The 24684-nt window shown below is 36.0% G+C and carries 16 protein-coding genes, 6 tRNA genes and 3 pseudogenes; 15 read left to right on the top strand and 10 right to left on the bottom strand.

What is annotated here, in order from left to right; genetic code table 11:
- The first annotated feature begins 148 nt into the window (after positions 1-148).
- The 5 genes from CJF12_RS14550 to CJF12_RS14530 all read left to right on the top strand — a co-directional run bounded on the left by CJF12_RS14550 (position 149) and on the right by CJF12_RS14530 (position 8138).
- Complete coding sequence (locus CJF12_RS14550) at positions 149-2974, top strand: TonB-dependent receptor (protein ID WP_034681302.1); 2826 nt, start codon at positions 149-151, stop codon at positions 2972-2974.
- 11 nt (positions 2975-2985) lie between these two features.
- Entirely contained in the window at positions 2986-4284 is a 1299-nt protein-coding gene (locus CJF12_RS14545; protein ID WP_034681300.1) for a DUF5690 family protein, read from the top strand.
- 12 nt (positions 4285-4296) lie between these two features.
- The gene (locus CJF12_RS14540) at positions 4297-5451 is read left to right on the top strand and encodes a TIGR03364 family FAD-dependent oxidoreductase (RefSeq protein WP_034681297.1); all 1155 of its coding nucleotides are present in this window, start codon (positions 4297-4299) and stop codon (positions 5449-5451) included.
- The gene (locus CJF12_RS14535; RefSeq protein ID WP_034681295.1) at positions 5452-6123 is read left to right on the top strand and encodes an HAD-IA family hydrolase; all 672 of its coding nucleotides are present in this window, start codon (positions 5452-5454) and stop codon (positions 6121-6123) included.
- Between the two features lie 161 nt (positions 6124-6284).
- Entirely contained in the window at positions 6285-8138 is a 1854-nt protein-coding gene (locus CJF12_RS14530) for an alkaline phosphatase family protein (protein ID WP_034681293.1), read from the top strand.
- 99 nt (positions 8139-8237) lie between these two features.
- On the opposite strand, the gene CJF12_RS14525 is transcribed toward CJF12_RS14530, so the two are convergent.
- From CJF12_RS14525 to CJF12_RS14505, 6 genes and pseudogenes are all read right to left on the bottom strand, one after another.
- A complete protein-coding gene (locus tag CJF12_RS14525; protein WP_034681291.1) occupies positions 8238-8720 on the bottom strand; it encodes a GNAT family N-acetyltransferase in 483 nt (160 codons plus the stop codon).
- Positions 8721-8736: 16 nt separating this feature from the next.
- Positions 8737-9780 (bottom strand): aminotransferase-like domain-containing protein, encoded by a 1044-nt coding sequence (locus tag CJF12_RS14520; RefSeq protein ID WP_228379047.1) that lies wholly within the window; start codon positions 9778-9780, stop codon positions 8737-8739.
- A gap of 164 nt (positions 9781-9944) precedes the next feature.
- The gene (locus tag CJF12_RS20260) at positions 9945-10151 is read right to left on the bottom strand and encodes a GntR family transcriptional regulator (RefSeq protein ID WP_228379046.1); all 207 of its coding nucleotides are present in this window, start codon (positions 10149-10151) and stop codon (positions 9945-9947) included.
- Positions 10152-10238: 87 nt separating this feature from the next.
- Positions 10239-10562 carry a hypothetical protein gene (locus CJF12_RS14515; protein WP_034681289.1) on the bottom strand — a complete coding sequence of 108 codons (324 nt, stop codon included), beginning with the start codon at positions 10560-10562 and terminating at the stop codon, positions 10239-10241.
- Positions 10563-10746: 184 nt separating this feature from the next.
- A complete protein-coding gene (locus CJF12_RS14510; RefSeq protein ID WP_034681287.1) occupies positions 10747-11073 on the bottom strand; it encodes a PepSY-associated TM helix domain-containing protein in 327 nt (108 codons plus the stop codon).
- Positions 11069-11203 (bottom strand): annotated as a pseudogene (locus CJF12_RS14505) (IS1595 family transposase); the annotation flags it as partial. The gene CJF12_RS14510 and the pseudogene CJF12_RS14505, both read right to left, overlap by 5 nt.
- Positions 11204-11455: 252 nt before the next feature.
- Between CJF12_RS14505 and CJF12_RS14500 the strand changes: the two are divergent.
- Both CJF12_RS14500 and CJF12_RS14495 read left to right on the top strand, forming a co-directional pair.
- Positions 11456-12962 (top strand): annotated as a pseudogene (locus tag CJF12_RS14500) (catalase).
- A gap of 5 nt (positions 12963-12967) precedes the next feature.
- Complete coding sequence (locus CJF12_RS14495) at positions 12968-13471, top strand: ankyrin repeat domain-containing protein (RefSeq protein ID WP_034681634.1); 504 nt, start codon at positions 12968-12970, stop codon at positions 13469-13471.
- Between the two features lie 68 nt (positions 13472-13539).
- Here CJF12_RS14495 and CJF12_RS14490 read toward each other — a convergent pair whose 3' ends face one another.
- The 3 genes from CJF12_RS14490 to CJF12_RS14480 all read right to left on the bottom strand — a co-directional run bounded on the left by CJF12_RS14490 (position 13540) and on the right by CJF12_RS14480 (position 15507).
- The gene (locus tag CJF12_RS14490) at positions 13540-14424 is read right to left on the bottom strand and encodes a DMT family transporter (RefSeq protein ID WP_034681285.1); all 885 of its coding nucleotides are present in this window, start codon (positions 14422-14424) and stop codon (positions 13540-13542) included.
- A complete protein-coding gene (aat, locus tag CJF12_RS14485) occupies positions 14414-15067 on the bottom strand; it encodes a leucyl/phenylalanyl-tRNA--protein transferase (RefSeq protein WP_034681282.1) in 654 nt (217 codons plus the stop codon). The genes CJF12_RS14490 and aat overlap by 11 nt, the downstream gene beginning before the upstream one ends.
- Before the next feature lie 62 nt (positions 15068-15129).
- Entirely contained in the window at positions 15130-15507 is a 378-nt protein-coding gene (locus CJF12_RS14480; RefSeq protein ID WP_034681631.1) for a DUF3127 domain-containing protein, read from the bottom strand.
- 178 nt (positions 15508-15685) lie between these two features.
- Here CJF12_RS14480 and CJF12_RS14475 point away from each other — a divergent pair.
- From CJF12_RS14475 to CJF12_RS14450, 6 genes are all read left to right on the top strand, one after another.
- Positions 15686-15767 (top strand) — tRNA-Leu (locus CJF12_RS14475).
- Positions 15768-15776: 9 nt separating this feature from the next.
- Positions 15777-15852 (top strand) — tRNA-Gly (locus CJF12_RS14470).
- Positions 15853-15858: 6 nt separating this feature from the next.
- Positions 15859-15942, top strand: a tRNA-Leu gene (locus CJF12_RS14465).
- Between the two features lie 122 nt (positions 15943-16064).
- Positions 16065-16146 (top strand) — tRNA-Leu (locus CJF12_RS14460).
- Positions 16147-16154: 8 nt separating this feature from the next.
- Positions 16155-16230: transfer RNA gene (locus CJF12_RS14455), tRNA-Gly, on the top strand.
- A 6-nt stretch (positions 16231-16236) separates the two neighbouring features.
- Positions 16237-16320 (top strand) — tRNA-Leu (locus tag CJF12_RS14450).
- 93 nt (positions 16321-16413) lie between these two features.
- Here CJF12_RS14450 and CJF12_RS14445 read toward each other — a convergent pair.
- The gene (locus CJF12_RS14445) at positions 16414-17343 is read right to left on the bottom strand and encodes an alpha/beta hydrolase family protein (protein ID WP_117590851.1); all 930 of its coding nucleotides are present in this window, start codon (positions 17341-17343) and stop codon (positions 16414-16416) included.
- A 170-nt stretch (positions 17344-17513) separates the two neighbouring features.
- Here CJF12_RS14445 and CJF12_RS20515 point away from each other — a divergent pair.
- Together CJF12_RS20515 and CJF12_RS14435 are read left to right on the top strand one after the other, a co-directional pair.
- Positions 17514-18392, top strand: a pseudogene (locus tag CJF12_RS20515) (IS982 family transposase).
- A 1364-nt stretch (positions 18393-19756) separates the two neighbouring features.
- A complete protein-coding gene (locus tag CJF12_RS14435) occupies positions 19757-24610 on the top strand; it encodes an RICIN domain-containing protein (protein WP_034681281.1) in 4854 nt (1617 codons plus the stop codon).
- Positions 24611-24684 lie beyond the last annotated feature (74 nt).

The raw sequence follows: 24684 nt of genomic DNA, 5'->3' as shown, positions 1-24684 counted from the left end.
TTACTACTTGTTAAGTTATTAACAAGATTATTTTTGATAAGAAATACTTAACAATTTCCACCTATTTATTAATTATTACTTAACACAGAATATTTACATATATTAAAATTATTAGCTTGATTTGCATAAAAGTTTAATATATGTAAAAATGAAAACAAAATTAGAGAAATTACTTATCCTTGTTTTTATCAGTTTTATCACTTTGCTATCCGCTCAGAAAAAATCCGTCACCGGAATTGTTCTGGATGAAAATCAACCCCTTCCGGGCGCTTCCATAACAATAAAGGGCTCTTCAAAAAATACAGCCACAGACATTGATGGTAAATTTACCATCAACGATCTTAAAACAGGCGAGTATACTATACAAGTAAGCTATATCGGATATGAAACGAACCATATTACCATAGACATCAAATCTGAAGAAAATACAGATCTTGGCATTATAAAGCTCTCTCAAAAACAAAAAAATATAGATGAAGTTGTTGTTACCGCTACTCTTAAAAATAGCGAAGCAAGAGCTTTGAACCTTCAGAAAAATGCAATCAATATTACCAATGTTATTGCTTCTGACGGAATCGGAAAGTTACCGGATAGAAATGCGGCAGAGACCGTGCAGCGTGTGCAGGGAGTTTCTATTGAAAGAGACCAGGGAGAAGGAAGGTTTGTTTCTATAAGAGGACTTCCTCCATTCTGGGCATCAACAACAATCAACGGGAACAGGCTTCCAACTGCTGAAGAGGAGACCACCTCCAGAGCTACAGCCTTTGATTTCTTTCCTACAGAGCTCATTTCTTATGTTCATGTCAATAAATCTTTTACTCCCGATATGGAAGCCGACGGTATCGGTGGCGGAGTTAACTTTATTACGAAGACTCCTCCTATGAAGCAGGAATTGAAGATCACTTTAGGAAGTGGTTATAATGCCAAGGCTGATAAAGGAGTTTATAATTTTGGTTTGTTATACGGAGGCAGAACGAAGGATAAAAAATTCGGGTATCTATTTAACATCGCTCATTTTACCAGAAACTGGTCTACAGACAATTTTGAAGCAAGAAGAAGCGGTGATGAAGGAGTTTTCAGGCTAGAACTTCGTGATTATAACGGCGTGAGAAAAACAACCGGAATCAATACTGCATTTGAGTATGTACTCTCTCCCAAAAACACATTATACCTAAAAGGTATGTATGGAACTCTGTCTGATGACGAAACCCATTACAAACACAGAATACGGTTTGATAAATTCAGCTCAGCCAATAATACCGCAAGGGTTGAGCTTCAAAATATACACAATCTCTTAATTACAGAAATGACTTCCGTATCCCTCGGAGGAGTTCATCAGTTAAACAAAGGAAAAATTGATTGGGATGTATCTTATTACGATAACAGATTCAAATATGGAAATATCCCTGACAAACAAAACAATTCGTACTATGTGATCAAGTATACACAATCCGGCGTTGGCATCAATCCTGATTATATATCAGATCGGGGAAATGGAGCAAGAGCCTATTGGAAAGCAGATGGCGGAAAGCTGGATTATAAAAACCCTGATGCATTATTCGGTTTTTACAGTGATCCTAATTTTAAAATGGATGCTGCCCAAATGAAATTTACCGATCTGGAATTTTATAAGGTTTTCGTTGATGAAAAGGATAAAATTGTTGCAGCGTTTAATCATGAGATTAATGTTTCTGATCAACTGACTTTAAAATACGGATTTAAATACAGGGATAAAGAACGTAATGCCCGATTCTCAGATATTTTCTATAACTGGAGTAACGGAACAGCTCCCCTATTATCCGATTTTGGTTCCTATATCACTACACAGCCCAATGGACCTAAGTATTTAAGTGAGATGAATGCACATATCGGAAATACGTTTGGTCCTGTATTATCAACAACAGGGATGAATCAGTTCTGGTTTCAGAATCAGGGAAATCTAAAAATAAACCCAACAGATTCAGAAGCTCTGGAATATAACAAAGCATTAGGAAGGAATTTCGATGTTTTTGAAAAGCAAGCAGATGCTTATGGGATGGGAACGTATAAACTGAATGATAAGATCATCATATTAGGAGGAGTCAGATTATCCAATACAAATACGAGAGTAAAGGGCTATAATGTAGTGGATGACGCATTGGTTCCGGTTGAAAACACTAAAAACTATCTTGCCGTTTTACCAATGTTACATGTCAAATATACGCTCAATGATAAAACCAACCTGCGTTTTGCTGCGACAAGGACTTTCTCAAGACCCAACTTCGGAGACCTGACTCCCGGCGGTACTTATATCGAAGCGGATAATGAATTCAGAGGAGGAAATCCTAATCTAAATCCTACCTACTCTTTAAATTTTGACCTGATGGGGGAATATTACTTCTCAAATGTAGGGATTCTGAGTGGTGGTGTATTTTATAAATCGATCACTGATCCTATTTTTCAGGACTCTTTCATTGATTCTTATAATGGTATGAGCGGGGTACAGTTCACGGCTCCTAATAATGGAAAAGCAGCATGGCTGGGAGGCATCGAACTTGGAATCAATAAAAGATTTGATTTTCTTCCTGGATTCTTACAATATTTCGGAACACAGCTGAACGCTACTTTTATGACTTCTGAAATGGAAAAACCCAGCGGAAGAAAGGTTACCCTTCCTTATCAGGCCAAAGAATTATACAATGTACAGCTCTTCTTTGAGAAAAAGGGATTCAATGCAAGACTCGCTTACAACCACAAAGGAAAGTATGCCGTAGAATATGCGGAAGCTGATATCAATGATTCTTATTACGGAAAATACAGCAGTTTGGATTTTGGAGGCTCTTATCAGTTCACCAAATATTTAACCCTGTATGCAGATGTTAATAACATTCTGAATAAACCTCTTATCTATCATTTCGGGAAAAATGAAGATCGCCCTGAGCAGGTAGAATATTACGGAGTACGATGTAATCTTGGTATTAAACTGAACTTCTAATTCTTTTAATAATGGCAGCAAATACCAACATAAAAAGATTAGTAACATTGAAAGCAGCATTTTCTGCTTTCGGGGTCTACTTTTGCATGTACGGATTTAGAAAACCTTTTACGGTAGCTTCATTTGAAGGGTTAGCTTACTTCGGGGTTGAATATAAAGTATTGATCATTATTGCCCAGGCACTCGGCTATTTTATTTCAAAGTTTATCGGAATACGATTTATTTCCGAATTAAAACCTGAAAAAAGAATATTTTATTTATTCACATTTATTGCTGTTGCAGAGCTTTCGTTATTAGGCTTTGCTGTGGTGCCGGCTCCTTACAATATTCTCTTTATGTTTATTAACGGAATTCCATTGGGAATGATCTGGGGAATTGTGTTTTCCTATATTGAAGGAAGAAAAACAACAGAGATCATAGGGCTTTTCTTATGTTCAAGCTTTGTCGTATCCTCAGGGTTCACAAAGTCCGTCGGTAAGTTTATTATGGATACTTTCGGAGTGTCAGAATTCTGGATGCCCTTCGCAGCAGGTCTTGTTTTTATTATCCCTCTTATCATCTTTGGTCTTTTGCTGGAGAGAATCCCTAAACCTACCGAGGAAGATATCCTATTAAAAAATAAAAGGCAACCTCTGAATAAAGCAGAAAGAAAAGCATTGATCCGCAGGTTCTTTATTCCTGTTATGTGCATTACTCTTTTGTATGTCAGCCTCACAATATTAAGGGATTTTCGGGATAATTTCAATCGTGAAATATGGGATGACCTAAGTTTTAAGTTTGACAGTTCTGTTTTTACCCTGACAGAAATTCCTATTGCCATTATGGTTCTTTTGATCTTAAGTCTGATGGTAAAGGTAAAAAACAATAAAAAAGCGTTTGCCTATTATCATTACATCCTTTTCGCAGGAATAACAACAGTAGGACTTTCAACGTATCTTTTTCAAAACGGAGGTTTATCTCCTTTTTTCTGGATGATGATCTCCGGGCTTGGAATGTATTTATGTTATATTCCTTTCAACGGAATTTATTTCGACAGAATGATCGCTGCTTTTGATATTAAGGGTAATGTAGGATTTCTGATCTATTTTGTAGATTCATTCGGATACCTGGGAAGTGTTCTGATCCTTCTGTATAAGAATTTCGGTTCACCCAAAACATCCTGGTTGAATTTTTACATTCATCTGAATTATTTCATTGTTATGATCGTTTTGATTTTTTCGGTCATTGCCTATTTAGCCTTCAAAAAAAAATCAAAATCCAAAATCAATAAAAAACAATACATCAATTTCGATGCTTCGAAAATGATATAAAAAGAATATATAATGACAACAAAGTTTGATTTAATCATTGTGGGAGGTGGAATCTTAGGAACATTCCATGCTTATCATGCGTTGAAAAAAAATCTGAAAGTAGCCCTGCTTGAGAAAAATTCATTTCCCCAGGGAGCAACAGTAAGAAATTTCGGGCAGGTGGTTCCATCCGGCATGGATCTGAAATGGCAGAATTTCGGAAGAGAAAGCTTAGCAATCTATAATGAGCTCCAGTCCCAAACAGATCTAACAATACGTAAAAACGGTTCTGTCTATTTAGCCTCTAATGAAGAAGAAATGCAGCTGATCAATGAGCTTCATGAAATCAATAAAAAGAATGATTACGAATCTGTTCTCCTTTCAAAAAGCGATTGTATCAAGAAGTTTGACGGAGTTCGCTCGGATTATTGCAAAGGAGGGTTATTTTTTCCACAGGAGCTATCTATGGACTCTTCTGAAATGATTGTAAAACTTCACGCTTTACTACAGGAAAAACTAGATCTGAAGATCTTCTACAATACTACGGTCGTGGAAACTCAAGAGAATGATCAGCAATGTATCGCAACAACATCAGACGGAAATAAAATACATGCGGCAAAAATCATTATATGCGGAGGCCATGAATTCAAAACTTTATATCCTTCCCTATTTAATGAAAGCGATTTAATCGTTACCAAGCTGCAAATGCTACAGACCAAACCTCAGGGAATTTATTCGTTACCGGGAAATATCCTGACCGGATTATCTATAAGAAGATATGAGTCTTTCCAGGAGTGCCCTTCGTATACAGCGATTAAATCCCTTGAAGATGCAACCTCTTTTGAGAAAAAATACGGAGTTCATATCCTCTTTAAGCAAGCCCTTGACGGGTCTGTTATTTTAGGAGATTCTCATGAGTATGCATCAGCAAAAGACGCAGATTCCCTTGGCTACGATCTCAATATGGAAATTGATGAATTTATGATCAATGAAGCAAAAAAGATCATAGATCTCCCTACTTATGAAATTCAGAGACGGTGGTTTGGAATTTACTCACAATGTAAAACAAAAGACTTATTTGAACACAGCCCTTCACCGAATATTCATATTGTGACCGGTATCGGAGGAAAGGGAATGACCGCAAGCGGCGGATTTTCAAAATTTAACATAGATAAAATTTACGCATAAATGAAGAATATAGAATTATTGGTTCTGGATATGGCCGGAACAACAATTAATGAGGACAATGTAGTGTATAAAACCTTAATGCATGCCGTAAATGATTATGGATATGAGGTTTCTTTAGAGAAAGTTTTATCCAGCTGTGCAGGAAAAGAAAAGCTGGAAGCGATCAGTGGTTTATTACATGAGATCGGCGGCAATGCTCATGAAGCCTTGCCTATTTTTGAAAATTTCTCAGATCAGCTAAAAGAGGCTTATCAAAATTTAGATGTAAAACCTATCGAAGGGGTTGAAAAGTTTTTATTAAAAATGAGAGAAAAAAATAAAAAAATCGTTCTTAATACCGGATATACCTCTGAGATTGCTCAACAGCTTCTGGATAAGCTGGGTTGGAAAGAACACATCTATTATGACGCTCTCATTACCGCTGATGATGTCTCGGAAAGCCGACCAAGTCCCGAAATGATTAACCTCGCCATGAAAAAATTCAATATTCACGAACCGGATAAAGTATTAAAAGCAGGAGATTCTGTTATCGATATTGAAGAAGGAAAAAATGCAGGATGCGGATTGACCATAGCCGTCCTTTCAGGAGCTCAAAATAAAACTGAGCTTGAAAAATCCCATCCGGATTATATTTTTAATACAATTTCTGAGGCTGAAGAAGTTCTTTACTAATTCTTTCAAAATTATCTTATTCTTTCAGCCTCAATTTCTTATTGTTTTTTTAAATTTAACCTTAAGTTTACATGAGTTTACAAATAGTAAATTAATTTTGGGAAAGCCAAATTAAAGTTACTATTTGTAAACTTTTTTTTTAAAACAAAATTAATAATCTTATGAAAACAAAATTATTTTCAATCGCAGTGGTCGTAAGCTGCTTTTTCAGTGCTCAGACTAAAAAAGTCCTTTTTATCGGTATTGACGGATGTCGGGGTGATGTTATGATGTCCGCCAACACTCCCAATATTCACAATCTGGTTAGCCAGTCTGTTTATTCAATGGACGGGCTCTGTGCCGCAACTACATGGAGCGGAAATGGCTGGAGTACTATGCTAACTGGTGTCTGGCATACCAAACACAATGTACAGGATAACAATTTTACCAATCCCAACTACATTAATTATCCGGATTTTTTATCCAGAGCGGAATCTTACAACCCGAATTTAAGAACTATTTCGCTGGTAAACTGGGCTCCTATCAATGATATCATTATTAAAAATGCAGACGTAAAAACCAACCTCAGCACAGATTTAGCCGTAAAAAATGCCGCTGTAAATGCTTTAAAGAATGATAATCCTGATATTTTGTTTCTTGATTTTGATGATGTAGACCATGCCGGTCATTCTTATGGCTTTTCTTCTGCTGTTCCACAATATATTTCAGCGCTTCAAACCACTGATGCTTATATTGGAGAAATTGTAAATGCCATGAAAAACAGGGCTACTTACAACAATGAAGACTGGTTGGTCGTTTTGACTACCGACCATGGTGCTGTTGACAATGGCCATGGTGGAGGAAATCTTTCTGAGAGAAGTATTTTTACCATTTACTCCAATCCGAACTTTACTCCTCAGCAGATAAGCAGGTCTGTCATCGAAACCAATACCACTCACAATCAGCTTAACTTTCCGGCTGGAACCTATGCAAAACCAACCAACCAGACTCCTTTTAATTTTGGAACCGCTCAGGATTTTACTATTGAGTTCTGGGTAAAGCCTAATGCCAATTTTTCCAGTGATCCGACCATGATCAGTAATAAAAACTGGAACAGTGGAAAAAATAAAGGATTTGTGATCTCAGGATATTCCGGACAGACATACAAGCTCAATATTGGTGATGGTACTAACAGAATTGACCTTGTAGGAGGTAAAACGGAAACCAATAAATGGAAACATATTGCCGTAAGCTTTGACAGAGACGGACTTGTTACGTTATATGAAGATGGAGTTGTGGTAACTTTTGCAAAAATGAATAACATTGGAAATATAGACTCTGGTCTTCCGCTTACTATCAATCAGGACGGAACAAATACCTATGGACAAAACCTTGCCGCTTCGTATAAAAACATCAGAATCTGGAAATCTGTAATTCCTAATAATGTGTTAATCAACTGGGCTACCCAGGACATCACGCCATCACATCCTTATTATTCTCAATTATTAGGTAACTGGAAATGTGATGAAACTACCGGAAACACTTTAATAGATTCTAGTCCTAATAATAACAACAGTGTTATAACAGGTAACCCTACCCGAACCCTCAACACCACCAATAACTTTAAGGTATACAACTATTTATCGACTACAAGAGAGGCAGATCACTTTCCTACGGTCTTGAACTGGCTATGTGTTCCTGTTCAGAATTCTTGGGGAATTGACGGTACCAACAGACTTTCTAACTGCAATGCCAATACATTATCTGTACAAAGTATAGATAAATCATCCGAGGATTTTTCAGTATATCCTAACCCGGCTGATCAGAGTATCAATGTAAAGTTTACATTTGAAGACAAAGAGATCCAACTTCAGGTTATAGATTCAAGAGGAATGGTTGTTTCAACACAAAAATTGAAATCTTCAAACAACAGTTTTGACGAAAAGCTGAATATAAGCCACCTTTCAAGTGGAATTTACTTTATAAAAGTAACCGGAGCAAGAAAGTCTGTTTCAAAAAGCTTTATTAAAAAATAAAAAGAGCTTCTATATTAAAAAGCTCTTATAACATACTTAGTAGATTTAAATTCAGATATTAGAATGCGGATTTTATCCAAGTTCTAATATCTTTTTTTATTAATCTTTACAGCTCAGCTCCATCTGCGTATCACAGCGATCGTAAGCAGAGTGTTCAACAGGCATATGTTTAAAGCCCAGCTTTTCATATAACTTTATCGCCGGAACCAAAACAGAATTGGTTTCCAGAAAAACTTTTTCAGCATTAAGCTCTTTTGCTTTATTTATTAAAGACCGCCCAAGTAGATATCCAATCTTTTTCCCCTGAGCTTTCGGACTTACTGCCATTTTAGAAAGCTCATAAGTTAATGGTGCTTCAGATTTTACCAAAGCACAAGTTCCCACTACTTTATCATCAAGCAGGGCAAATACGATGTGTCCTCCTTTACTGATAATATGTTCTTCGGGGTTGTCCAGCAACTTGTAGTCTCCGGCTTCCATTACAAAGAAGCTTTTGATCCATTCTTCATTCAGGGCTTTAAAGGCTTCTTTATATTTTGGATGATAGGCCTCTATCTTCACTTCATGATTTTGTTCATTCATGGTATTGCTTTTTTAATTAAACCTTATTCTTTATCATTTTCCCCAGTTTTTTCAGATCATTTTCTACTCTGTCCGTCCATTCCATCGCATAATTCAGGCGCATGCAGTTGCGGTATTGGTCATATTGAGAAAACATTCTTCCGGGAGCAAAATTAATTTTATGACTAAAAGCTTCGTCAAACAAATCCTCCGTACATATTCTTTTATCTAATTCCAGCCATAGCATAAAGCCTCCTTTCGGTTCAGAGACCTTCGTATTATCAGGGAAATAAGCAGTTACCGATTTTTGGATCTGAAGATAATTGGCATAGAGCTTATTTCTGAACATTCTCAAATGATGATCATACCGTCCGTGCTCTAGAAAATCCGCAATAACATCCGAATACAGGGATGGACTACAACCAGTCTGAACGAGCTTTTGTCGGATAATTTTATCTTTAAATTTTCCAAGGGCTACCCATCCTACCCGATATCCGGGAGCTAATGTTTTAGAAACCGATCCGATCCACATGACCAATCCTGCCTCATCATAAAATTTGCATGGCTTTGGACGTTCGGCTCCAAAATAAAGATTCCCGTATATATCGTCCTCAATCAACGGGACATTATAATGGGTAACCAGTTTTACCAATTCTTTTTTATTTTCATCCGGCATCTGAAACCCCATAGGATTATTGAAATTGGTTACAAAACAGCATGCTGATAATTTCGGCAATACCTTTTTTAAAGCATCCAAATCAACTCCATATACCGGATGAGTAGGAATTTCTACGACTTTTAATCCCAATAATTGAATAGCCTGGAGAATTCCAAAATACACAGGGCTTTCGACAGCTACCCAATCTCCGGGTTTCGTGACAGCCATCAGGCTGTTATAAATGGCATTCATCGCTCCGGAAGTAATGACCAGATCATCTTCCGTCAGTTTTCCTTCCAAGACCATAGACCATTTTGCCATCTCTCGGCGCAGACTCTCTTTTCCCTGTACCGGCTCATAATCCGTCCCGCTATCATTTTTACTTTTTACTACACTGATGATCGATTTCTTGAGTTTAGCCAAAGGGAGAAAATTCTTTCCCGGAATTCCCAAAGCAAATTCGGTAACATCTGAATCCGAAATCGTTCCAAATACCTTGTCAATAAGATCTTCATTAGGACTTTCAATTTTCGACTTTCCAATTGGTTGTACAGAAGGCAGGGCTAATTTTCGCTGAGAAGTTTTACTTACAAAATACCCAAACTTCGGCCTGGATTCGACAAGCGAACGGCTTCAAGTTCCATATACGCCAATTTTACCGTATTAAGACTTACATTATAAAGCTTTTGAGCACGCCTAAGTGAAGGCAGCTTATCCCCAAACTGAAGGGTCTCAGTCTGGATCTGCTCTATAATTGTTTTCGCTATTTTAAGGTATAATACTTCTTTGGCCATAAGATTAGAATTTTACATACAAATAAAGAGAAAAGATCTTTTAGTATCAGATATTAATCCAGTTCAATATTCTATTGATAGTACTTTTCAATTGCAAGGGATCATGATAGTTCCCGGATGGGTTTCTCCTGCAATAATCTTCCGCATATGATTCGAATCTTTTTTTTCATCTCCATTCAGGTCTTCAACCTCATGAAGTATAAAATCGATCTTTCCCAGATGATTAATCACAAGACAGGCAAAAGCCACTACATCCTGAGCTTTCTTTGCTAAGAGAAAAGGAAGTCCGAAGTCTTCATTAAGAATCCCGGAATTCTGCTTTTGAAGAAAAATATCTTTTAAAACAACCATATCTGAAACATACACTTCATCCCATTGAAGATGATTTGAGTGCCAACCCTTCGCTTTCATAGTATTAATAGTTTTATAATACACAAAATTATAGAGTCTTTAGATATGGATACAGATACAGAATTACATATTATTACGGATACAGCAAAAAAAAATTGTATATTAAGAAGCCTAGAAAGAAAAAAACAGCATTTTAACCCTTTCTTTAACGGATATCAACCTATTTCTTTTTTCTCTTAAACCACTATACCAAAAAACCGGTAATAGGAAGTGAAGCCCCAATAATCGTAATAAAGAAATATAAGACTCTTCCCCATATTCCGCCCCGGGCAGAGCCTACATGAAGGTCATAGTTCAGCTTCTGTACTTTAGTCGCAAAATCAACACGCTCAAACGGAGCCGCATACGCAGAAGTATTGGATAGCCTGGCTCCTGTATTTTGATCATACATTCCGGTCATTGCCACAACCAATAGAATAATTAAAGCGTAAAATCCAAAAACATTATGGAGATCGTAATTCTGTCTTTTTATTTTAGCATCCCATTTTACCGAGAAGCTTTGCTTTCTCATCGCTTTTCCAATAATGATCCCTATGGCCACACTTCCTGCATGATATTCCTATTTTATCTTTTTGGGCCTTGAAGTGATTACGGCAGTCTGTTTCGCTTCCAAAATGAACGGTGAAATGGAATATAGTCATCGGTAATTTATTGAATAATACTAAAATAATGAATATTTAGGTAACAATGCAGATATTCATTAAACTCAACGTTTTAATAAAAGTTTTCTGGAATACCAAGAATAAATATTTTTTTGAATAGAGCTGCCGTTATTTATTTTGTAAATCAATATTTTAAAAACAATAGATTTAATCGATTATATGAATTGATTTTATTTCCTTCCGGATTATAGATATAATCTATAAATTCGCGGTTAAACGAAAATAAAACCTATGAAAAAAGCGTATTTCATTTTGAGTTTGTCTATGGTAACGAGCCTTAGCTCACAACAGTTGACGACCAACACAGGTGCTCCTGTAGGAGATAACCAGAATTCTAAATGGTCCTGTTTTGCTAGAAGATATTCACTTGATTGAAAAGCTGGCGGCATTTGACAGAGAAAGGATACCGGAAAGAGTAGTTCATGCAAGAGGAGCGGGAGCAGCAGGGGAGTTTGTTGCTGATTCAGATTTTTCAGATGTGACTATGGCAGATTTCTTATCAAAAGCAGGTAAAAAAACACCAGTTTTCGTAAGGTTTTCAACGGTGGTTCATCAGCAGGGATCTCCTGAAACCTATAGGGACCCGCGTGGATTTTCAGTGAAATTCTACACAGATGAGGGGAACTATGACTTGGTAGGGAATAGTTTACCTGTGTTTTTTATCAGAGATGCGATCAAGTTTCCTGATATGGTGCATGCTTTTAAACCATCTCCGGTTACCAATGGAGCTTCAGATAATAACAGGGTATTCGACTTTTTTGCTAATATACCTGAATCAACCCACATGTTAACGTGGCTGTTTTCTGATTATGGTATCCCTGCCAATTACAGAGAAATGCAAGGAAATGGAGTGCATGCATTTAAGTGGGTAAACAATAAAGGCGAAGTTACTTATGTGAAATACAAATGGGTTCCAAAACATGGGGAAAGAAACCTAACCCAGGAAGAAGCAGACCAATTACAGTCTACCCAAATAGAACATGCAACATTGGATTTATACCATGCTATTCAAAACAAAAAGTTTCCACAATGGGACCTGTATGTGCAGATGCTGAAAAAAGAAGATTTTGATAAGCTTGACTTCAATCCGGTTGATGTCACTAAGGTATGGCCTGAAGCCATTGCTAAATCTGTGAAAGTAGGAACCATGACGCTTAACCAAAATCCGGGCAATTATTTTCAGGAAGTAGAACAGTCTGCTTTTTCTCCGGGAACATTGGTTCCGGGTATTGAACCTTCTGAAGATAAATTATTACAGGGAAGATTGTTTTCTTATTTCGATACTCAGCGTCACAGGATTGGAGGTAACTTTCAACAACTTCCTGTAAATGCAGCAAAAAATAAGATTCTAACGTATAACCAAAACGGATATATGTCCATGAGGCCGCAGACAGGAGATGTAAATTATCAGCCCGCAGCCAGTAATAAAGAAGTGACGGATAATAAGAAATTTAAATATTCTCAGACCCTTTTTCCTGCAGGAACGACAACTACTCAGGCTACAATAGATAAGGAAAACAACTTTAAGCAGGCAGGAGAGACCTATCGTTCATTCTCTAAACAAGATCAGGATAACCTGATTAAAAATCTTGGAAATGCTTTAAAAGGGGTAAAGGATAAAAAAGTAGTTGCCAAAATGATTTCCTATTTCTATCAGGCAGATGCTGAATTTGGTAAGCGTTTGGCGAGTCATGTCAAAATGGACCGTAACCAGCTTGAATCATTATTATCCAATTAAGCATGATGAAATATTTTATTTATCCCCTGATGCTGCTTTTAAGTATACATACGGTAAAGGCACAAGACATCTTTTCTTATGCCAGAGCAAATCAGGTAACGGAACTTTCGGATTTTAAATCGGAAGTGAATGCTATAAATGAACAAGGATATACTCCATTGGTGTTAGCGGTTTATAATAACAGCTACGATGCTGCAAAGTGGCTGTTAGAAAATGGAGCTCAGCCGGATCTCAAAGACCGTAGCGGAAATACAGCATTGATGGGCGCCGCGTTTAAAGGGCATGATGACATGGCCAATCTGCTGCTTTCTTATAAAGCAGGTTTAGATGTTCAAAATCATAATGGAGCTACTGCATTGATATTTGCTTCCACTTTTGGAAGAAACAATATGGTAAAGTTATTCTTAGAACATAAAGCTGATAAAAATATCAAAGATAACAGAGGAAATTCTGCTTTAAACCATGCTATTATGCAGAATAACGAAGAAGGAATTCGTTTATTAGAATAAAGATAGTTTTGTTTTAATCACAGATGTGAAATCTTATAAATCCGTCAAGGTCAGAGACTGAGACGGATTTATTTTTTTAAATCGGGTTTGGTCCGCAAAAAGATTAAACCTCCTATGATGATGCTGGTACCGACAAATTGTAAAAAAGTTAGTTTTTCACCATCTAAAATTCCCCAGATAATTGCTACAATAGGCATTAAAAGAGTTACAGTAGATGCAAAAAGGGGAGTGGATACCTTTAATAGCCTGTAGTTCATCGTCATGGCTAACCCGGTTCCAAATATAGATAATAAGCCAACAAAGAGTAATCCCATCATATTATCCTTTGAAAAACTGAATTCCGAAAAGAATCCTGTCATGGTAAGCGCAATGATTGATGGTAAAATCAATACAAAGGCGAATACAAAAGACGATAAAATTACAGAAGAAAGCTCCATCAGTTTTGACTTTACTGTTGTTGTACTTATGGCATAACATAAAGTGGCTAATAAAAGCAGTAATATGGGAATGAGTTTGAATTTTCCTCCGTCATCTCCTCCGAAAGCGAGGAGACACACACCTGCAAAACTTATACAAACCCCAATCACCTGCTGCCTGGTTGTTTCAAATTTCCAGACCAGAGCGCCTACGATGATCACAAAAATAGGCATCATGGAATTGATAATTCCGGCAATACTGCTGCTTATCTCTGTTTCCGCAATAGGAAACAGGAACATCGGAATGAAGTTTCCGGTAACGGCTGCCAGAATAAGCCATTTTAAATGTTTCCTCGGGAATAGTTTATAATTGGAGATGGCTACGGGAAGCAATATAATTCCTGCAATCAAAACTCTCAATGCACCTACCTGAAAAGGATTAAAGTGTTCCAAAGATTTTTTAATCAGAATAAAAGAGGATCCCCAGATGAGACTTAGCACAACGAGGAGAATCCATTTTTCTTTCTCAGCTTTCATTATTATTTTTGTGTAAAAAGTGTAAAAATTCTTTTTTCGGGATCATTTTGGCTCCCAGACTTTCCAGGTGTTCGGTGTGAGACTGGCAATCAATAAGATCCAGCTCATTTTTATGAGTTTCTACGAAGTGGATAAAACCGGCCTTTGAGGCATTGCTTACCCGGGCAAACATGCTTTCACCGCAAAATACTTTTCCGATCTGAAGGCCGTAAAAGCCTCCGACCAGCTCATTATTTTGCCATACTTCAATACTTTTTGCCAATCCGTATTCATGAAGCGTAATAAAAGATTCCATCAGTTCATTAGAGAGCCAGGTTCCGTTTTGCCCGTGCCGGCTGATCTGCTGGCAGTTTTTGATGACACCTCTGAAATCCTGGTTTTCCGTGAAGGTAAAAATATTCCTGTTGAGTATTTTCCGCATCGATTTTGAAACCTTTAATTCATTAGGAAACAAAACAAATCTGGGGTCAGGACTCCACCAAAGGATTTCTTCTCCGGGATTATACCATGGAAAGATCCCCAGCTGATAAGCAAACCAAATCCTTTCAACAGACAGATCTCCTCCAAAAGCGATGACGCCTTCATGCCCATCATAAAGCTCAGGATCAGGAAATGAAATTTCGTTTTTGTCTAATCGGACCATTGTGAGGAAAAAAAATCCCACTTAAAAAGCAGGATTTATATTTTTAATCGTTGTATTCTTAATTAAAAAGGTAAATCGTCATCTTCGTCTCCGGCAAATGGATTCTCATTTGAAACAGGAGATGCAGATTGTGATGGGCTAGCCTGAGTTGGCTCAGATCCATTATCCATTACTTTCTCTACTCTCCACCCTGTAATAGAGTTGAAATACTTGGTTTCCCCTTGTGGAGAAGTCCATTCTCTACCTCTGATGTTGATACCTACCTTTACATTTTCTCCTTCTTTAATGTTATCTAATAAGCTAATCTTATCAGACAAAAATTCTATGTTTATCGGCTGTGGATACTGCTCCTGAGTTAAAATAACCATTTCTCTTTTTTGAAACCCGCTCGCAAATGTCTGAGCATCAAAAAGTTTCTTTACCGTTCCTTGTAATTCCATATCGTATATATTAACGGTGTAAAAGTAAGAAAATGAAATGTAATAAAAGGGGTCATGAAAAAAAAATACAGAAATTTTATTTTTTTTTGAGAAAAGCCTTGCAATTATAGAAAATTGCCCTATATTTGCACTCACAAAAACGAAAGAAGTTCTTTAAAATACGACTTATCAAAACAATGCGGATGTGGTGTAATTGGTAGCCACGCCAGACTTAGGATCTGGTGCCGTGAGGCGTGGGGGTTCGAGTCCCTTCATCCGCACAACGTTTTGCGAAAATAGCTCAGCTGGTAGAGCACAACCTTGCCAAGGTTGGGGTCGCGGGTTCGAATCCCGTTTTTCGCTCCACTCCATGCCCTGGTGGTGGAACTGGTAGACACGCAGGACTTAAAATCCTGTGCCTCTTTTGGCGTGCGGGTTCAAGTCCCGCCCGGGGTACTAAATCCTCTGTAACTTTGTTGCAGAGGATTTGTTTTTTTAAGATTGTCTTTTTTAAGATGATTTCTTATATTTGTGATAAGAATGTCAGTTGTATCTGTATTGACAGATCAATAGAGCAAGCGGATGTGGTGTAATTGGTAGCCACGCCAGACTTAGGATCTGGTGCCGTGAGGCGTGGGGGTTCGAGTCCCTTCATCCGCACAACGTTTGCGAAAATAGCTCAGCTGGTAGAGCACAACCTTGCCAAGGTTGGGGTCGCGGGTTCGAATCCCGTTTTTCGCTCCACGCCAAGCCCTGGTGGTGGAACTGGTAGACACGCAGGACTTAAAATCCTGTGTCCGCAAGGACGTACGGGTTCAAGTCCCGTCTGGGGTACAAAAATCCTCTGTAACTTTGTTGCAGAGGTTTTTTGTTTTTGGGTATAGAGAGTATAGCTTTTGCTTTCTTTAATAATCTCTTTTGTTGTTTTTACTTCATATGTATATTAAACCATTCTAATAAAAGCTCAGGTTGATCATTAAAATAAGTATAGCCACGAAAACGGTCGGTAGTTCCTTCTATCCAGAATAATTTTTTATCTGCAGCTGGCATATTATCGAATATAGACTGAACATCTTCAGGATGACTCATTGAATCATCATGTACTTGGACAATTAATGTAGGCATAGTAACTGATTTTGTTGCCTCAATCGGAGATAGTTCTTGAATGTGAAAACCTGTCATATCTGACATTGTCTTATCCGCCAAAGCCATCCCTGCTTCTTTGTCGATACCATTATTCTCAAAAAACCTTCCTATTAAACTGCCAGCTGATGCAGGTTGTAATGCGAGTAGCGCTTTAATATCTGAGAATTCTTCAGAGTGCTTACTGATGGCTACCAAAGTTGAATTGCATCCATAACAAATGCTATATAGTCCGATTTTCATATCAGCTGTATCTTTTCTTGATTTGGCATATCGTATAGATCCTATTACATCGCGATATTCATTCTGCCCATTGCCACCATATCCATTATTATAAGTCTCACTTTCTCCATGATTACGCAGATCATAAGCAAGTATATTATATCCGGCATCATGAAGTGCTTTGTGCTGTGGCAGATAGTTTACTTCATAACCAACCGGATCATTGGGTTCTAGATGACCAGGATAACCATAACGATTTCCAGTCATAAAGTGGTTGACGATAATAAGTTTATCAGAATCAGCAGGTATAAACCATCCTTTTATTGTTAGTCCATCTAATGCTGGAAAGCTGACATCTTCATATTCCATTCCATATTCAGCGGGTGTTCTGAGTACGTCAGTACGCTTTATTTTTGCAAAGAAAGTAGTAAATGCAGTAACTGCTTGCTGTTGCTCTGGTGATAATTGTGTTGTGTTTTCTGTTTTTTCCATTGTATTGTGTATTAAATTTTTTGTTAAAATTAACCTGAGTTCGGGATAAGAAGAGAAATAACATTTCAAAGAAAAGTAATAATTCGCATATTTAAGTTATTGATATTTAAGTATTTAATGAATTGTTACTTATAATTTTGAAAGAGTAAATTACAAATATTTTTGTATAAATTGATGATTTTTGTAAAGAATTTGATGTTCAAATTAACCCAATGAAACAGGAAGCAGTTGGTGACACCAAGACAAGAAAGGAAGAAACAGAGCCTTTCTAATGTCAGATTCTGAAATTATCACCATTATGATTGGATTTCATTTGGGGCTCATAAAACTTTTAAGCATTACTATCAGCAAGTAGTGTGGCTACTGGAAAGATTTGTTTCCCAAAAGCTTGTCCTGCAATAGATTCGTAGAGCTTCAGTAAAGGAGTTTTATACTTTTCGCCTTGTTTTTTAAAAGAAAGATGTTTGAGAAAATGCACAGGAATAAGCTTTATGGATAGTACAACATTAAAGGTTTGCAGAAAACCAAAGGATCCATAACCATAAAGTTTTTAAAGGATTGGCTGAGCGAGGAAAGTCTTCAATGGGTTGGTTTTATGGATTTAAATTGCATTTGGTTTGTAGTGAAAAGGGAGGGCTTTTATCCTTTTATTTAACGAAAGGAAATGTAGATGACAGAAATCCAAAGTATATCAAAAAATGACCGAGCAATTATTTGGAAAACTCTTCGCAGACAAAGAATACTTATCAAAAGCATTGTGGGAGATCCTCTTGGCAGACGGAATTCAGCTGTTTACCAAGCTTTGCAAGAATATGAAAAATCCATCATGAAGACGGAAGACAAAATTTTACTCCGAAAAAGGGCTATTATCGAAACGATAAATGATGAACTGAAAACCATTGCCAGGTGGAACACTCCAGACATCGAAGTGTGAATAATTTTATGGTGAACATTTTGGGAAGTCTTTCTGCCTATTGCTTCTTGCCAAAAAAACCGTCATTAAACTTGAAAAAGTAAATGACAGGCAACTATTTTTAAACTTCCCTTGACCCGAACTCACGTTATTTATGATGCTTAGTTTAAAAAACGGGATTTTACAAAAAAATTAAATGAGAAAGGACATAATATTATTTTTACTTTGTAAAGTTAAATTTGTATTTTGTCGTATAAAGCGGTGGATTTATGAGAGAGAGAAATATTTGTTGATACAGCAGAAGAGGGGAATAAATTTTTAATGTTATTTCTTAATGAAAATAAGCAAGATTAAATCGAGTCCTCACACATTTATCCCATCTTTAGCGCTATCATTACTCCAGTCTTTTCCACCAATAATTAAGCAATTATCCATGACAAATCTGTAATTGTGAATACTCTGATCCGCTTTGGCATTTTAACTTTCCTTCTGAAGACTTCCAATTGTATAAAATTTTTCCTGTTCCTCTTCCCTTACTACGGGGCTAAGGTTTTCTATTCTTTCTAAAGTCACTCGAGCGATAATTATAATTCTGAAAAACAACCAGCTAGCTCTGTACTAATTTTTTTGAGATTAGATGATAAAATTTTACATAACTAAGGACTAACTGGTATAAATGTGTTAAGAATTTTAGTTATAGTGACCAAAGAAATGTTAAAATAATGATATCAATTCTTATTTTATGTTTATATAATAAATATGTTAAGCATTAAATATGAAATAAAAAATAAAAAATATTTTCTATAATTCTCTATAATTTTTTATGTGCAAATAATTATACCGGGATTTATAAATAAAATATTTAGATTAAATAGAGATTTTATTATTTTTTGCTCGGATTATTTAATAGAAATTATTTGAAAAAAAAGAGAATTTGCAATTCTTTTGTATTAATTCAATATTAAATCACTTATAGTTGAATTTCATATTTGAAAATTCAATTATAAGTGATTTATCTAGTCTGTTCATTATTTTTGAGTTAAAAAATTTCTGAATTTGCATTTTTGATTTATTATTTTACATTGTGACTATGATTTTTATCATGTTAAATAAAGATAATGATGAAAAATACCAAACAAAAAAATAATCAACATTTCCATTAATTAAAGGCCTTAGGGATTCTTTCTATTGTACGATAATAAGCCATCAGCTTGAGGTTACATCTAACAATTATGAAATCCTAAAGAATTGATCTGATACGGGCTGAGAAGAAAAAAATATTTACTATAAGCTTCTCAGCTATCTATTAAAAAATGTGCTATCCGTACTAACTTCTATAAGAATTGTAGTTCTTGTAATGTTTGAGCCATTACTTTCTATTGAATAGGCAGAGTTCCAATCATAGATCCATAACTCGATAACACAAACTTAAAAGACTGTGATTCTATTCTGGAGTCCAATACAACGATTTATAATAATCTAACGTTAAAATTTTTAGTTATGCCAATATTAGAAGTAAAGCCGATTTATACAGATCCTTATGATGACATTAATGTCGTGAAAATAGAGCTAGACGATGGAGTTAGTGTTAAAGCTTTTAAACTTACCAAAAACATTTTTTTAAGCCCTGAGCCTTCTTATATTAAAGATACGGAGGTTACATTGAGCGAAAGGGATGACTATATACAATCTATGTATGGGGTGGACGGGGATGTTAAAAGGCAACAATTTATTGATGATATCTATTATCAAATGCAAATGATTCAGAGAGGGGCTTCTGGAAAGCTACTTATAGATGAGATAGATGGGTTAATACCTTTACCGACTGCTTACGGGGCAAGGTACAGAAAAGATGATCATGAGAACTTGTTTGAACTACAGGATTATTTTATTAGAAACAAGATCATAGACAATATTCGAAATGGATTATTTAAAATTGAGGACGGTTATTTTACCCAAGAGTTACAAACCGGGAGTGATAAAGGAAAAATTAAGAAAATAGGAAATGTTCTGATTATGGCTGAACATCCAAGGATTGAGGGGAAAAAAAAATCTATGGATTTAGGATATTCTTTTGAGACTGGAAATGCTATGTTTCGTAATAGTTTTGGGAGTAAATCTATTATTTCCATAAATCCAAGGACGTCACAAAGATTACATAGTTCAGGAAAAATAATGTCGCCTTGGATTAGGTTAGCACATGAACTAATCCATAGTCATCAGAGATTACTTGACGTGGATCTTTCTGGAGAAATGGCAAAAGTGAGGAATTATTTTGGTGATTTGGGGCCTATTCCTGTAGGAGGATCTAAAAATACGCCGGTAATAGAGATTTATAATTGTAATATAGAGGAAAAGCGACGGATATATCTAGAGAAAATTAGAGAATACGGAGAAGATAGGCGTAAAACTTCTTCTGATCGCATATATAATTTAATTGAAAAAGCGTTGGCTCTTGTGACAAACATTACTGAAGAAGAAAAATTGAACATACAAAGAAGAATTACTTATCGTAAAGGGCTTGTTGAAGATTTTTTGAACAGGCCTACAGAAGAATCTATTATATACGATACTTATATGAATACAATAGATACTCAGCCAGAAATAACTTCAAAAAGGAAAGATCAAATCAAAAAAAAGATAAAAGACTATTCCCGAAAAGGCTATAATGATACTACGGGAAAAGAGTATAAGCTTGATGCTGCAAAGAATCCGAATTTTGGTAGTGCTGAAGACCTAAGAGATATTCCCTCTTGTTCTTATGCGAAGCAAAAACGAGCTATCGGTAGAGGTGGCGGGAGGCTAATTTCAACCACTGCTGCATGTATTTCCCCAAATATACCAGGAGAAAAGATATCTAAAGAGAAACTGCGTAATCTTTATATTGATAAAAGTAAATATAATAAAAAGACTGCTTCTATAGTTAGCAAGGCAAATATTGATGTAAAAGAAATCAGAAAAATACTAACAGAAGGAAAAGTAAAATTTTTCTTTGTAGATGCTCGACAAACCTATATTCCTAATACAAAAGTAATCATCTATGAAAAAACAGTACGTAAAATAAACGCGGGTTTAAATTCCAAAGCGATGACAGTTTTAGATCTGTATCATTGGGTAAAGGGTATTATACTTGCCTATACAAGTGACTTAGATCGATTTTCCAAAATAGTAGCTTATGCAGGTATTATACCCGTAGCAGGTGATCTTATGCAGATAAGTGAGGAGATACGTCATAAAAATTATTCCGGTGCGGGTTTTCAGACAGCTGTCTTAAGCGTCTTTATTGGAGCAGCATTACTTGCGGCGGTTGGATCACCTGTTGGAATAGGAATTCTTGTTATTATGGGTGCTGCTTTTGCTGGGCTATCTATAGGCAGACTTATTAAAGATATTATAGAATGGGGTAAAAGTAAAGAAGATAAACAAGAGAAAGAATTAATAAAATATAGAGATGAGGTATGGAAGAGAATGGTAAAGGAGGTTTTTAATAAAAACGTCGTGCCCGAAATGGAAAATATATACCGTACATGGGAACAAGGTGCTAGAGAGTCTCTGGAACTTACCATTAATGTAATCAAAGCTAAGACAGAGCATTTAGAAAGGGGCGAAAAGGCGAAAATTCAGATTGAGCTAGAAATTGATAATATGAGAAAAAAATTTGATGACATGCTTGTTGGTGCAGTTAGTCAAATAAAAAGAAGTATGAAACAGGAGTTAGAAAATTTAACTAGAGATTATTATGCGGAATATTTTAAAACAAACTCAGAAAAAATAATTGACGGATTAAGGTCTCAATTAGTTAAAGAGTTTGCTAGTACGAGACTAGCGGATCAGAGCTGGTGGGGTAATAAACGAGGAATAATAGATATGAGTATGGATCAGTATCTTAAGCTTAGACAAATAATAATTGATACTCCTATGTCATTAAAAGATCTTTCTTGGTTAGACGAATGTATTAATGAACAGCATTTTCAACCCAATTTTATATTTCCTACAGGCCCTATTCGCAAGCTGTATGTGGAATATAAAATAAAAGATACCTCTCCCAGTATTATTGGTTCTCAAAATATTGTTATCAATTGGGATTGTCCAAAAAATATACCTAAAGAACTTGGTATTGCTGCTAAAATAGAAGTGCGAGAGTTCAATGATGACGATAGGGAAAGTCATATGATTTCATCTGAATTGGTATGGGAAAAGAATTATGCAATACAATTCAGAAATGCGAAATTCATATTTACACGAAGTAAATTTATAAGATACGAGTTTAGTATAACGCCCTATACTTCTGTATCCCCAGATCAACCAGGAGGAGAAACGATGATCCTTAAACTAAGGTTTGATCGTAATCTTAACACATATGGAAGTTCAACAATAAATAACGGGGAGAGACCTTCGGATTATGATTACTTGCTTCCTAAGCCATACAACCAATATTTAATTTTTGACTATTATCCAGATTCCGTAATGGCATTTCGGGATAAAAATGATTTGACCGCTTCAATTCGACAAGACGTGAAGTCTAAAGAGAATTATATGCGTTGTCGATTTGTTCCGTTAAAAGAAGATAGTTATAATTCCTATCATATTCTTATCAACAAAGATGGAGAATGGCGGATTCTTGAGCTCAATGAGGATAGCTCTAAAAAAGCTTATAGTCTTAGAATTCGTGAACGTAAAACGAGTGATGAAGAAAATCATTGGCGTAGATGGAGAATCCATTTTACTCAAGACGGAAAGATTAATTTTTCTTGTATTGCTTTACCCAATAAAAAACTTGGAAGAAGACATAGATCACTTTCGTGGACTATTGAAGATCTTGAAGACTGGTCTGTCACTGATTTTACCTTGGTGCTCTCAGGTTCTGAGGAAATAATAGATAATAAATGTTACAGTATCGTATCCTCTCAAAATAATATGGCTGTGACAGTAAGTCCATTTTACCCTTCCAGTCCAATTACTTGGAGTTTTGATGGAAATCCAACCCAGTTGTGGCTGAGCGAGCAGGCAGATGGAGAGGCATGGAATTTTAAAAATGTACATGCTCAAAAGTATCTCGAAGTTGAGCACGAAGCTCAATTTGAAGATTTAAGGATAGCAAATATCGTATTATCAGAGAAAAATGAAAAAAATGAGAATCGTTTAAAAATACATGTGCAAGGTATAGATATGCGAGGACTTACTAAGGTCACCCCATACAATAATAAGAGTTTGGTATTGGATATTTTTAAGCAAGGAGATAAAAAGAATGAAAAGGGTCAAAAATTAATCATGTTCCATGAAGATATTAAAGAAAGGAAAAAACTAGATTGGGTGTTCTCCGAATTTCCTGCTCTCCGAACTCCTTACACTATTTCCGCTCTTAAAACACTGAGAATACTAAGTGGAAAAGATAAACTGACAGTAGACAATCATGATATTTCGGAATTTCAGTTAGCATCTGATAAAAACAATCAATGGTTTTTTGAAAAATATACAGAAGACCTTTATATGATTTTCAATTGTGGATCAGGAAAAGCATTAAAACAAATCAAAAATAAGGTAGGTCTTCGTGATACTGCTTCCTTGGAGGTTATGCCTCTAAAAAGGGATTCTTCTTTTAGAGCAGAAGAATATTTATGGTCTATGGTCTATGATGATAGAGAAGAAGGATGGAATATTGTTTCTGCCGGATCAGATAGGGAGGCCATACGGGTTTCTATATCTGAAGAAAATAAAGTGGCCATAACAATCAGCAAACCCTATGGGCGTGAATACCTATTTAGGATTGTTCCTGTAAAAGTGGACGAAATACTATTGGAAAAGGAAGCCACTTATGTGATTAGTAATGCGGATGGACTGGTGATAACGAGAAGTTCAAAGAAAGAACTCCAAGATGGTAATTGGCTTACAGGAGTCATCGATGCACCTTTGAAAATGACACCTATTTCTTATACAACCAGGTTCAAGCCCTCCTCTTTTCAAAAATGGGAATTGAAAAGAATTCGGGCCATCTATAATGATGAGAAAAAATATTTCTGGGCTTTTGTCAACAATATTGAAAGTTATGAGGAAGGGAATACTAAATTATATTTTTTTAACTCCGATCCTGATAATAGTCCTATTAGGCAAGCCAGCAGTCATTATTTCGCATTTTTGATATTCTATTATGGAGGGAAGTATATGATAAAAATTGAAAAAAAGGATGAATCAGATTTATCCCTCCCAGTAATAACCTATCAGCCCCCTGAGAAAGAAGAAGAAAAAATCAGTGATGTATTATTCCTAAAAAAAGAAATCCTGGATAGGAATGATTCTAAGCTGCTTTCACAACTTTGGTATTTTACAAAATTAGACTCAGATGATGAATTTTGAAACATGAAAATTGAAGTTAATTGATGATTTACTTTGTGGGTAGAAGTGGCCTATAAACGAACAATAAAAAATAC

Origin of the sequence: Chryseobacterium piperi, from assembly GCF_002285635.2 — a bacterium.
Lineage (GTDB): Bacteria > Bacteroidota > Bacteroidia > Flavobacteriales > Weeksellaceae > Chryseobacterium > Chryseobacterium piperi.
The sequence above is the reverse complement of the archived record's forward strand: the minus strand, read 5'-3'. Positions and strand labels throughout refer to the sequence as shown.